The sequence below is a fragment of the Halalkalibacter hemicellulosilyticusJCM 9152 genome, from assembly GCF_000513115.1.
In the GTDB taxonomy this organism is placed as follows: Bacteria; Bacillota; Bacilli; order Bacillales; family Bacillaceae_D; genus Halalkalibacter; species Halalkalibacter hemicellulosilyticus.
Genome location: NZ_BAUU01000023.1, coordinates 1 through 13,355, shown reverse-complemented (window position 1 = coordinate 13,355; position 13,355 = coordinate 1). Strand labels below are relative to the sequence as shown.

The window sequence follows — 13,355 nt, the reverse complement described above, 5'->3', positions numbered from 1 at the left end:
TCACCAGGGGAAAGATCCCATCCACCTTCTTGCTACAAACACCAACACTTCATCGGCATTTCTTCTTCTCCCACGGTGTCGTGCAGCATCGGCGGAGCATTTTCCGGCCGTTGAATGGCGTCCCGTTATTCCTTTGTTATCTTCCGGTGCGACCCACCGCCAAACGACATCTTGTCCAGGTATTTGAAAATGGTCGAGTAAGCCAATGTCATCACTTTCCGCTGGGTGACCCGTTAAAGCAATCCCATGCTCTTCACACCAGCGGCTTAATGGCTCATAATACACGGTTGAAAGTCGTTGATAGACCGCTTGCTCATAACGCTTACGTATGGAGGCCGTTTCTATTCCCACGTCATACCATAATGCTGGTAGGTCACTCTTCTTGCCTCCATATTGCTCATACCAGGCAAATGAACCACCTGTCCACGGCTTGATGCCTTCCTTGGCATTGCGCCCTACAATATCAGGCTCATCGGTAAACATCGCGATCACCGTTTGGCCGAACTCGTCTTGAAGCGCGTCATAATAACGCTCATGCGTGAGATCGATATACGCCTTAACCGCTTCGGGATTTAGTAAATCAGCAGATGGCGGAGCATGCTCCTCTCCATCGTCCTCACCGAAATGGATACCTCGTATATTCCCCCCCGAATTCGTTTCGATAAAAGCCAGAATGACCCATCGTCCATCACCTTGAGGCGCATCAAATCGAACAGTCTGCTCATGAGGCTCAAGCTCTTGTATCGAATCTGGCTCCAGTTCGTTTTCAGCTACTTTCTCCGCAGCAAAAACGGCAATCAGTCGATCCTCTTCAGTTAGATCGATCGTATGTTCCTTTTCTACCTCACAAGGTAGCTCGATAACCTGTAACCCTCTACTAGCAAATGACGGATTACGTTTGACGACCATCCCTTTCGCCGACCCAGAGGGATACATCGCCTCATCATATAAAATCACTGACATCCCTAGCTTCTTCGCTTCCTGAACAGCGACTTTCACATAACCCATAAAGGCATCAGTCAAATAGCCGATATCCTTAGGAATGCCGATACGAGGATGTAGCACAAAGCCATTGACCCCTTTCTCGTCCATCTCGTGAATTTGCCTTTTAATCTCTTCATTCGTTAATTGATCATTCCAAAACCAAAACGGAATCGGTGAAAATTCATGACCCGGGTTTTGAAAGGCTTCATGTAAGTCTAATTTCATAGGTCACCTCGGTTCCATTTTATCGTTCAACCAATACTGCATTACGTTCATGTAATGACTTTTTTAACTTTAATAGCTCAATTCCAGCTAACAGGACAATCCCAATTCCGTGCGTATCATTTAAAATCCACGATAAATCATCACGATAATAGCTTATCGTAAACGCATACCCAGAGCCTTGACAGACACCATACACATTGCCATATTGATCAATCGCTCTTCTGGTCATCCCTTCCCAGCCTTGAAAGGATGCCTCTATATACGGTTTGGGATCGATTAACCAGCCATGACGCACACCCCGTGCAAACCCATATATGAACATCGATGTGCAAGATGTTTCTTCGTATGATGTTGAATCAGTCAATACTTGATGCCATAAGCCATGTTCCCCTTGTAAGGCAAGGAAGCCTTCACATAGCTCACGAAAGAAGCTGATTAATGCAGGGCGCTTTGAGTGATCTTCTGGTAACACTTCTAGCAATTCTGAAAGTGAGAATAATACCCAACCATTTCCTCGTCCCCACGGTACTTTCGTTGCCGTATCAAACTTGAAATCATACACGTGCGACATGATCTTCTCTTCCGGCATATACATTAATTGTTTATAATGGAGAAACTGATTGGCAGCATCTTCTAAGTAGGAGAGCTCACCAGTTTTTTTAAAATAGCGGCATAAGAATGGCGTACTCATATAAAGATCGTCACACCAAATCGTATCCTTCATGAACGAAACACTACCAAAGCGCCGATAAAGCGTTCCATCAGATAGTCGATCTTGGACATTCGTTATATAATGAGCAATATCATCGGCAATCCTATTCGCATCCCGAATGTCTCTTATTTCGGTTGCCAAAAGCATCGTTGAACCGAAAGAACCACAATCATCCAGACTGTCGATCGCCGACAGCTGATTATTCACCCCGGCTGCACCGTATTGCTCCTTATCCCACAAAGAGTATTGATATAATGATGTGCTCGTCTCAATATGTTGCAGCGCATAATGGACGATATCCGTTCGCTCTAATTCTTTCCCTGTTTGGATAAGGCCGTATAGCGTCACCCCTAACGGATAATCCCATTTTCCAAATAGACGATTTTCTAAATAGGGCCTCACCCACGTATTCGGTTGATCTAAGCGCCAAAACGTTGGGCCCTTTGTACTTTCTACGACTGTATCAAATCGTTTCGCTTCTTTTACATCCACGTTCTCCTCTGTCGCAAAAGTTCCTAAATAGAGCCAATTTTCTCTTGCCCCTTTTACAGGGTATGGAAGCGTAAAGGAGACATTCTCTTGTACAGGATCAAGCTCAAAGCCCCACTCTTCACTCACACACGTACATATCACCGTTATGTCGTACTCCCCATAAGACAATGGTAAAGAAACTGCAATTTCTTGATCTTCCTTTGTTTCAAAAACAATTTGATCATTAACCGATAGTGTCAACGCACCATAGGCATACCCTTTTAACGTAATCTCTTGCTGACTCGTATAAGGGACCACTAGCTTCGTCCATGCAACAGCGACTTGACCGGTCTCACTTCCAAACATTCTCGTCATTTGTAAGCGCTGATCTTCTATCCAATCGATAGCAGGAAGCCAGTCTATCTTAGATGCCGTCTCCTCATCAGGCAAGCATTCTAACGGTTGAGCGAGTGGCTCTGTGAAAATCCACCCCTCCTGCCCTTCTCGTTCATATGTTGGAGAAAGAACATGCATCGGATGTCGTTTAAATGAACCCGTTCCAAATATACCGCCGATTCCTGATGTGGTTTTCTCAAAGCGAAGCACAAAATGATTCCAGCCTTTTTTCAATGTGAAACGAAAGCCTACCCTTTTCTTTGGATCTAACTCCTCCACAATCGTTGAGCGATACACAAATTCACCGTTCAAATGAATATGCACCGGACCAAAGCAATTGAGCGCAAACATGAATTCAGCCTCTTCATCCTGCCAGAGCTTTCCCCACGCATAAATAAACTGCCCATTTTGACACTGAGGGAATCGTTCGCCAAAATTAAATTCATATCGGTAATCCTTTAATCGCGTCAACCCATCGTTACTAAACGCTCGATAGACCATTGGATGCGCTGGGTTTTGCCCAATATATCGATTCGTAATCGTCGTCAATGCTTCTTCTATTTGCTGATTAACTTTCGTAAAAAGACTTTCATTTACATGAATATAGCTCTCCATATCTATCACTCCCACACTATCATTGGAACTAGAGATGAGGATAGGATTTAACTTCACCAATAAGAGTTCTAACTTGATCGATAAAAACGTTCAGAACTTTATTTCCTCTCTCACAAAGGGAAAGTTGACTCATCCATACTAGCGTAGGACATACACGAAGACTCCTGCGGGAGGAAAGGAAGGGCATTGAAAAAGGTTGGTTTTCAATTTTTTTGGTGCCCTCATAAGACCCCCGCAAAGTGCTAGCATGAGGAGGCTCACTAGCCGACCGCAAAAAGCGGAGTGTATGTCCGAAGCGGTAATCAGAGCAGGATGTTTTTCCATTTAATTGTTCTTCTTAAGAGGGACATTTTACTTATCCCCTATCCTCTTCATCTGCTTTTTCCCTACTAGCTTTATCCTTTCACCGACCCTAACAGCATTCCTTTAGCAAAGTGCTTTTGTAAAAATGGATAAACAAACATAATTGGAATCGTCGCGACAACAATAACAGCCAGTTTTAACGATTCATCTGGTGCCTCAATAAGCGCATCGACTTCACCGAAACGCATATCAGCCATCGTCATAATGTTTTGCAATAACAGCATAACCGGATATTTCGTGGAATCGGAAATATAAAGAAGCGCATTGAAATAGTCGCCCCAATATTGCACCGCATAAAATAGTGTAAACGTGGCGATAATCGGCTTTGATAAAGGCAACGCAATCTTCCAAAAGACACCGATATCGGTACATCCATCAATTCGTGCAGATTCTTCCAGCTCACGTGGAAGTGTGCGGAAGAAGGAAATAACGATAATTAACCACATCGGGTTCATCGCAATCGGCATAATCAGTGACCATAACGAATTTAATAAACCTAGATCACGTACTAAGAGATATGTTGGAATCATCCACCCTGGAAAATAATCGTGAAGATGACAAGGTAAATGAAAAATTGATGCCCAATAATTCGTGCTTTCGATAGCGCATATCCCATCGTTAACGTAAGGGCTAGACTAACAACGGTTCCAGCCACTGTCACAAAGACGGATACACCAATACTTCGCACAAACGTCGCTGTTGAGAAAATATATTGATAAGCACCCATCGTAAAGGTTTCTGGAAAAATAAAGAACGGTCTTTGCGCTAGCTCCGCTTCCGTCGCAAAGGAACCGGCAATCACATACATAAACGGTATAATCATCGCAAGTGCAATTAAGGCTAGAATGATATGGTTAAACACATCGAAAACTCTTCCTAGTGGTGTGTTATGTGATTTCATAACCACTATCCCTCCATTTCTAAGCTAGACAATTTAAAATAATGTCTCTTGCTTTAACTTCTTAGCAATATATCTCGTCGTCAAAATTAAAACAATTCCAACAACGCCTTTAAATAGACCAACTGCTGTACTATGGCTAAACGCTCCTTGAGTGATACCTGAGAAATAAATGTACACATCAAACACATCAGCAACAGAACGATTTAATGAGTTCGTCATTAAATAAATTTGCTGGAACCCTTGATCAAGGAAGTTCCCCATATTTAAAATTAATAAAATGACAATAACGTGCCTGATCGCTGGCAATGTGACATGCCACATTCGTCTAAATCGGCCAGCACCATCAACAATCGCTGCCTCATATTGTTCTTTACTCACATTGGCTAATGCCGCTAAGAAAATAATCGTTCCAAAACCGGCATTTTTCCAAATTTGTTGTCCAACGATCATCGTACGGAACCACTCTGGATCTCCTAAAAAGAAAATCGTGTTCCCTGTGATATTCTCAACAATCACATTGACAATCCCACCACTTGTTGTGAAGAATACATATGTTAAGCTAGCTACGATAACCCAAGACAAGAAATTTGGTAAATAAACTAGCGTTTGAATCGTTCGTTTATATGGATTGAACCGAATTTCATTTAACATAAGTGCTAAAATAATCGGCGCAGGAAAAACAAAGATTGTTTCATATAAAGCTAAGATCAATGTATTACGTAAAATCCGGTAAAAATCAGGGTTTTGGAATAACCGTTCAAAATGAGTAAATCCTACCCATTCACTCCCCCAAAAGCCTAAAAAGGGCGAATAATTTTGAAAGGCAATAAGCGTTCCCCACATTGGAACATACTTAAAAACAATAAACCAAATAAGTCCAGGTAGTAATAGAAAATAAATCCATTTATCTCTTTTAAGCATTTGCCATTTTGTCAATTTATGCACTTGCATAGGTTCCATTTGTGTCGATGGATTTACATTTACTTTCGGCATTTTCCTTCTCCTTTCTATAAGAAAAAAGCACGGCGTCTTTTCTCAATTGCATCGTACGTAGTCGTTACAGATCAACGTGTAACGTACGAAGCCGACACCACTTTGATTAAACGACTAAGAATTTATACATGCTTATCTTTTAAGAAAAGAGACTGGGACAAAAGTATTTTAATAAATGAAAAAGCGAACAAATACAGAGTGGAGCACATTCATCGCTCCTGAAATATACTTCACTTTCCATGAGGCCGCTGAAAAAGTGCGATTTTCACTTTTTTAGGCCTTTAAGTAGTGTGCGTAGCCGTTGCCCGATTTTGAAAGCCTTGATATGAGTGGGTTTCTCATATCAAGCGCGCAACGAGCGGAGCCATTACTCTTCTTTGAGTTACTAAAAAGGACTTTTTCAGTGGCCTCTTCAATCCCAAAGGAGTCTACGTATATTTCATCCGCTACGTTCTCTACATGTTCGAATTCTCAACTAAACACTTTTGTAATGTCCCAGCCTCTTTTTAGTCTACTTACTGTGCATCTTGTGCAATTTGATAAGCTTCATTGATTTCTTCAATGTACTCAGTACCACCAGAACGTAACCATAATTCAATTTCATCTTGTAAGCCAGCCTCATCAATTTGACCAACGATATACATAATTCGGGCATCCTCAATAATATTATCTAATTGTGTCCCTCTTTCTGTATAAGTTGGTGAAACTAATGGTTCAGCAGGGTTTGGAACAACAATATCTAAGTTTTCTTCCATTACTTGGTCCGCTTTTTCTTGTAATGCTGTTTGAGGACCCTTTAGAAATCTAGCTTCAGGAATACCCATTTGGAATTGATTAAGGTCCATCACTTCTTTATCAAACAGCTCTCCACCATCTTGCTGAGCTGTAATCACTAATTCTCCATCAATAATTTCATGGTGAATACCTTCGACACCGTTGTAAGATAGGTTTTGTGGTACTTCATCATTTAGGTCATTTAAAAACTGTAAAACACGACGTAGCTCATCCTCTGTTTGGACAGCTGTTCTTGAAATAGCTAACATTCCATGATAACCAGGTGTCGGCTTATTCCGGAATCCATTAGGGCCTTCAACCGCACCAAATACATCTAATATAATTTCATCATCTGTGTAATTTTCTGTTATGCGATTTTGTAAGCGGTTTGCTTGGTCAGCAACGTCCACTACAACACCAGCTGTACCGTTAACAACTGGATCAAACCATTGTCCTGAGTCCATTACTGCAAAGTCTTCATTTACTAACCCTTCATCATAAATCTTTTTGAAGAAGTTTAAAGCATCCATATATTCATCAAACATAAAGTCTGGTAACAATTCACCATTTTCATCGAAGCCCCACTCATTAGGAACGTCAAACCATAGTTGCATCACATCCCATGGTCCATGCCATTCAGATACGACCATTCCATACGTATCATCTTCACCTGATTGGTTCGGATCATCATACGTAAACGCTCTCAACACTTCATAGAACTCATCAATTGTTTGAGGAATATCTAAGCCTAGATTATCTAACCATTCTTTATTAATCGTTACCGCATTTCTCCCTAATGGCCTTTCACGGTACACACCATAAATTCGCCCGTCTACTGAAATATTATTTAGAACAATCTCATTTGCTTGACTTAAATTATCATAGTCATCTAAATAATCGGTTATATCCCAAAATGCACCGTCTCTAGCTGCATTAATAAAACTTGCTGTTTTTGTAGCCATCATAATATGAGGAAGATCACCGGATGCCAACGTTACATTAAAACGGTCATCATAATTAGCATTCGCAACCAATTGTAGATTAATATCCATATTGGTATAGTCTTCAATTGCTTGTAAAGCAGGACTATCACTATCTACAGGATCTGGAGCAAAAGCCGTCGTCATGATGGTTACTTCCATTCTTTCTTCAGAAGTATCTTCTGTTTCTTCAGTTGAATCACCGGAATCATCACTTGCATCTTGACTTGCATCATTACTACATCCAATAAGTGCTACTAATAGTATGAAAGCGAAAAACGGTACTAATAAACGTAGTGATTTTTTCATTTGTTCCTCCTTATGATTACATTGATTTTTTTGAACCATAGTGATGAGCAAAAATGATTTTTTACTAGTGTCCCCCCTTATTGGTTACTAGCTACACATCTAATAGCTCTTGGTTCACACCAAATATAAAACGCTTACATTTTTCCGACAATGTTCATTTCTTGGTCATTTTTTAAAAATCAGAAAATCCGCATGAAATCAATAATGTAAGCCCTTTCTTATCATTTTTTTGTTTTTTATAACATTTTTGCACCGCTGTTGCCTCAGCGTTTTATCGTTGATTAACAAAGGTTGTTGTACATTTTTGATAGTAACTTTAATTTAAATAAGCATGATTCAATTGGGCATTTCACCCAACTAAATCATGCATGTTCGTTTACGTTTCTTGATTCTCTAATTCTTCCTGTATTTCCTTTTGCCTTCTTTCCACATGCCGGAATGTATAGTAGGTTGTCCACATGACAACGAAAGCAAATAAGCTTACCCCAAAGAATGGAATAAAGACCGGAAAGATCGCCAGTATTTGGACAACTAATAAACATAATCCTACGGTCACAATTGTTCGAACCGGCTGATAAATCGTTAAGAATAAAGAGTTTTTTATATGATGATATAACGTCGTTTCATAATGGACGAGCAAAGGAAACACATACAGGAGCATAATAGCCGTAATGATCATAATCGCAATAATCATATAGCGTACAGCAATAAACAACCAAGCCGTCTCTACTGCAAAATATTGAATATTTACAGCAAGAATATAAGCTACTACTAAAGCGACTAATCCTAAACCATTTGCTCTTAGAAATTCTTGACGATACACCTTCCAAAATTCTGAAAAAATCGGTTCATTTTTCTCCATAATTCTTTTTCGTAACACTGCAAACATAGCTGTTGTACTTGGTGCCCATCCAAAAAGTATTCCACCAAGAAGCGTAAAGCAAATCCACAACAAATTCACATATAAAAGAACCATGAAATAATCGCCAAACCGATAAAAATACGTAATAAATCCACTCATCGATCCTTGGTTCATTTGCATTCCCTCCTTTATTTTCGCTCGGTGCCATCTTGGATAAATTCATTTATCCTCTGCTTTCGATATTGACTAGGTGGGATGCCTATATGCTTCTTAAATATACGATTAAAATAACTATGACGATAGCCAACTTGCTCTGCGATATCATTCATTTTCATATTCGTATTTAAAAGTAATTCCTTCGCTTTCTCGATCCTCAACTTTGTTACATAATCAATGAAATTGACACCGATTACTTTTTTAAACGCTTTGCTTAATGTATATGGGTTTGTATTAACTTCCTCTGCACAGCTTTCTAAAGAAATATCCTCCATATAGTGTTCTTTAATATACGTGCACACCTTTTCAACAAGCTGTTTCATCTCAATGTTCACTTTGCCTTCTAACGCTTTAATGAATGGAGTAATTACTTCAAATGTTAACCAATTAATCATTTGTTCAGGATCTCCAATATGGGAAATTTCCTCATACATATTTTTTCCTTGAAAAAGGTCATATGGGTGAATACTAGAGTGCAAAATCTCATGTTGGATACTTCCAAACAACTGTGTGATGCAAGGTTGGATATTAATCTCTTTAACCCCTTTGCCTTTTAGCTCTTCGATAAACTCTCGAATAAGCTGCTCTGATTCATGAATCTGTCCCATTCGAATCGCCTGTAAAATCTCCTTCTCGATTTCAAACGGATAATGAAGTTGACTTACATCATTTGATGTTTCAAATGTTTCAAGATCAATCACTTGATTTTCTTTTTCAAAGTTCCGGTAGCGTTTTCCTTTCCGAACATCTTCAAATAAATAAGGAATGCGCTTAATGCTTTCTGTTGGCTGACTAATCGTAATCGTAATTTGCCTTTTTAAAACGCGATTAAGAACATCCATAGCTTGATTTGAGAATTCATGTAAGCTCTTCCTTACCTCATTATTAATGGGATACACGATAAGAAGAACCGCAGACAAATCATAGAAATTAATCACATTACATTGCTCAAAATACTCCTGAGACACTTCCTCGGTAATATTCGTTAAAGCAAAAGCAACAAGGCTTTCATCTTGTTTCATAATCGTCGTTTTTGACTCATTTAACCCTAATACTTGAATATCCATGACAACAAATTGATGACTATCTAATTCCCAACCGTAATTTTGCATGCGTTCTTTAAGTTCTTCTTCTTTGTAATGATACAAATAACCTTGAATTAATTGTAATAGAAAACTATTTTTTAATTGTGGCAATTGAGTCGTTAAACGATTTTCTAATGATTGACTTTCCATTGACATTTCTCTAAATTGATTTTCGATTACCTTAAATTCATCTTTATGATTATGATCAGTCCATTTTGAATCTTTATCTAACACTTTAACAAGCTTAGCAATAGGACTATAAATCGTTTTTGATGCAACCCATGATAGGATGAGCGCAAGTAATAATCCGATTAAACTAACAGAAATAATCATCGTCGAAACAATAACGATTGGAGAAGTTATAGAGGACATCGGTGCTGCTGAAACATAGGTCCATTCCGAGTCCATTCTTTTCATCGTTCCATACGAAACAGAGAATGTCTCATCCTGACCACTAAATACAAAAGAACCTTCCTGATCTGAATCCGCCTTCCCTAATACACTATCTCTCAAGCTACTTACGAAGGAAGCCTCCTCAGTACTATTCTCAGATACTAGCACACGATTCGCATCATTTAATAGAAAAGTAGCCCCTTCATTGTAAGGTGTTAATGTTTTTATTAGATCAGCCACTTTCTGCCGGTCTAACGTTACAATAATCGAACCAAAAGGTGCGTTACTATTTCCAGGGATGCTATGAATAAGCACAAGTGGTTGTGGATCCTCAATATTTGATTCCTCTGGTATGCTATAAAGGCGGTTCCAGCTCATATTTTTATGCTGTTCTAATATTGACTGATAGAACTCGTATTCATCGGCCTCTAACACATTATAATGAGGACTAAACAGTACAGGAACAGCTGAGTCCACAAATAATTCTACATGGTCAATAAGTGGATGTGATCCTTGCAGGACATGTAACGTTTGAACAATATCACGTGTCTCCTGGAATTCAACAACATAATTTAAATTTAGTAACGAAGAGTTAAACCGTGGGTCATACGCCCAATGAGAAAGGGATTTTTCCAAATAGTCAAATTGATCATCAATATTTTGCGCCCGTTCAAATATTTGATTTTCATGCATTTCCTTTAATGAATCTTCTACTTCATTCACCCCAAACCAATAAATCCCTAACCCAATCATCAGTCCTGGAATAAATGTAATGAAGAGAATGAGTATGAAATTTTTTCTGAAATATTGACTCTTCCATCCAAACTTATTTCTCTGAGAATGTTTGAGATTTTTGATCAACTCAATTCCCCCGATTATATACGAAATCGGCTTTTTGTAAGCCCTTTCTTTTCTACTATAGTACACTAGAAAAGTTGTATTGTAAAAGCTTGTTTCATTAACAATCCTGTTAATGTCAGAGGTTCCGATTTCGACCAGGGTCTTCTTTTTCTTTGTCACCTCTCCTTTTTTAATATATCTCTTTCAATCATATAATGAACGTTTTTTTCCGACAATGTCACTTTTTTGTTTATGCTCACTACGTTTGTTTATTTGGATTTTCAATCAGTAGCTCTGTCTATTCTTCCTATCTTTATAAGCAAATACAAAATAGATGAGCGAGCAAACTAACAATAAACTTAAAATGAGAAGCGAAGATATAAGCCTCATTTATTATTATTGGTTATTAAAAAGCTTGCCCTATAAGAGCAAGCTTTTCATCCCTCTATTGTTTTCCGATTACATCCTCTAGCTCCTAAACACTTTCAGATCAAGTTGTTCGATACGTGCAGGAGAGGAGACCAAGTCAATTTTAGTGATCTTTCCATTTGAAATGATAAATGTAAGTACATAAAGCAGCCTTCCTCTAGGTGCTACAATGACACCAACTGACCCATTTACAATGGCTATTTGAGCAGACTGTGCACGTCCTAACACTTGCTTTGCCAATGCCTTTGCACCACGGGTTACTTTGGTTGCTCCTTTTCGATCATCATAGAGCACAACATCCGGGTCAAGTGCCGCTATCAACGTTTCAAAATCACCTGAATAGGCCGCCGTAAGAAAAGCATTGATAAGTTCACCTTGCCTATCTTGTTCAACAGTCGTTTCTTTCACCCCTTTAACCCTTCGACGTGCGCGGCTCGCCAGTTTCCTAGTTGCTGTCTCAGATTTCCCTACAATAGAAGCAATATCATTGAAAGGGATACCAAATATATCATGTAGAACAAACGCAATTCGTTCTGACGGATTCAGAGAGTCAAGCACGACTAATAGTGCAAGACCGACAGATTCAGCTAGCACGGTTTCAAATTCAGGATCAATTCTAGCCTGATGGTTAGTGATCATATCAGGCAATTGCGTTTCAATTGATTCCTCTTTTCTTGATTTTCGAGATCGTAGCATATCGAGACATACCCGTGAAACAACTGTGGTCAGCCATCCTCTCAAGTTATCAATACTGTTCATATTAGAACGACTGAGTCGCAACCATGTTTCCTGTACCGCATCCTCGGCGTCATTCAATGACCCAAGCATTCGGTAAGCAACCTCCTTCATATGGTTCCTATGTACTTCGAATTGCTCCGCTATCCATTCATGTTCGCTCATTGTATCAATTCCTTTAATAAATTTAGCCTTTATAAATTATGACGAATTAAACTTTACTGATGTGACAAAATATTAAATTTTTATTTACGGACTTTTGAAGATTTGTCACATTCCTGATATTTGATACGTCATTGTAGTAAAGGGGCAGATTTTAGCTCCAATAAAAAACAAAGGAGTTTTTTATATGCAATCAAGAATGAATAATCCCGTAACGATCATACCCGATGTAAATCAAGTCTTACAATCCTTAGGTAAAGCCTTGTTTTCATCCGCAGAGAAGACCGGTATTCCGAGTAAGACTCTCTTCCTTTCCTACCTTCGGGTGAGTCAAATCAATAGGGACAGCGTATGCGTAGACCTCCATTCACGTAATGCGCTTGCAGCAGGCGAAACAACAATCCGCCTCCTCACTGTTGCAGCATGGCGTGAAACACGACACTTTAACGATGCTGAACGTGCTGCTTTAGCACTTAGCGAAGCAGTTACCCAACTTAGCGATCAAACAGACCCTGTGCCTGATGAAGTCTATAACGAAGCTACAAAATACTATGATGAACAGGCGTTAGCTACTCTTATTGTTGGGTTAGCTACAGCCAACCTATGGAATCGTCTTAACATACCTACAAAACAGATAGTTGAGCATTCAGCCGATTAAATACAATTAATGACTACGCTTATCAAGCACGTCAGTTGGGGCGAACAATAGCGATAAAGTTACGCCCCCTTCAACAATTACCGTAACACAAATCAGAACTTTTTAAAGCTCCCTCCATTAAAAAACAGAATAGCAGGCAGAGTTCTTTGAGTTATTTTAGGTTCGAAAATGTACAATTTTAAGTTTTATTCATCTTGAGAGCTTAATATCCCAGAGCTCTTCTGCGCCTCGTGCTTAACCATTGGTACACAT

10 protein-coding genes are annotated in these 13,355 nt (G+C 39.2%); 1 reads left to right on the top strand and 9 read right to left on the bottom strand.

Annotation, left to right across the window (positions count from 1 at the left end; translation table 11 throughout):
- From JCM9152_RS23390 to JCM9152_RS14460, 9 genes are all read right to left on the bottom strand, one after another.
- Complete coding sequence (locus JCM9152_RS23390) at nucleotides 1-1,209, bottom strand: hypothetical protein (protein WP_235715725.1); 1,209 nt, start codon at nucleotides 1,207-1,209, stop codon at nucleotides 1-3.
- A gap of 19 nt (nucleotides 1,210-1,228) precedes the next feature.
- A complete protein-coding gene (locus tag JCM9152_RS14490; protein WP_035345735.1) occupies nucleotides 1,229-3,403 on the bottom strand; it encodes a glycoside hydrolase family 88/105 protein in 2,175 nt (724 codons plus the stop codon).
- A gap of 395 nt (nucleotides 3,404-3,798) precedes the next feature.
- Entirely contained in the window at nucleotides 3,799-4,221 is a 423-nt protein-coding gene (locus JCM9152_RS24315) for a carbohydrate ABC transporter permease (protein WP_439644211.1), read from the bottom strand.
- Nucleotides 4,222-4,292: 71 nt separating this feature from the next.
- Nucleotides 4,293-4,667: an ABC transporter permease family protein gene (locus JCM9152_RS24310; protein ID WP_439644210.1), complete on the bottom strand. Its 375-nt coding sequence runs from the start codon at nucleotides 4,665-4,667 to the stop codon at nucleotides 4,293-4,295.
- Between the two features lie 33 nt (nucleotides 4,668-4,700).
- Nucleotides 4,701-5,627 (bottom strand): ABC transporter permease, encoded by a 927-nt coding sequence (locus tag JCM9152_RS14480; RefSeq protein WP_035345848.1) that lies wholly within the window; start codon nucleotides 5,625-5,627, stop codon nucleotides 4,701-4,703.
- A gap of 548 nt (nucleotides 5,628-6,175) precedes the next feature.
- Nucleotides 6,176-7,723, bottom strand: a complete 1,548-nt coding sequence (locus tag JCM9152_RS14475) for an extracellular solute-binding protein (RefSeq protein ID WP_035345846.1) — start codon at nucleotides 7,721-7,723, stop codon at nucleotides 6,176-6,178.
- A 376-nt stretch (nucleotides 7,724-8,099) separates the two neighbouring features.
- The gene (locus JCM9152_RS14470) at nucleotides 8,100-8,759 is read right to left on the bottom strand and encodes a YesL family protein (protein WP_035345733.1); all 660 of its coding nucleotides are present in this window, start codon (nucleotides 8,757-8,759) and stop codon (nucleotides 8,100-8,102) included.
- A 14-nt stretch (nucleotides 8,760-8,773) separates the two neighbouring features.
- Nucleotides 8,774-11,140: an AraC family transcriptional regulator gene (locus JCM9152_RS14465; protein ID WP_235715724.1), complete on the bottom strand. Its 2,367-nt coding sequence runs from the start codon at nucleotides 11,138-11,140 to the stop codon at nucleotides 8,774-8,776.
- A 447-nt stretch (nucleotides 11,141-11,587) separates the two neighbouring features.
- Complete coding sequence (locus JCM9152_RS14460; RefSeq protein WP_035345731.1) at nucleotides 11,588-12,448, bottom strand: sigma-70 family RNA polymerase sigma factor; 861 nt, start codon at nucleotides 12,446-12,448, stop codon at nucleotides 11,588-11,590.
- Between the two features lie 184 nt (nucleotides 12,449-12,632).
- On the opposite strand from JCM9152_RS14460, the gene JCM9152_RS14455 reads away from it, so the two are divergent.
- Complete coding sequence (locus JCM9152_RS14455) at nucleotides 12,633-13,103, top strand: carboxymuconolactone decarboxylase family protein (protein ID WP_035345728.1); 471 nt, start codon at nucleotides 12,633-12,635, stop codon at nucleotides 13,101-13,103.
- Nucleotides 13,104-13,355: the final 252 nt, after the last annotated feature.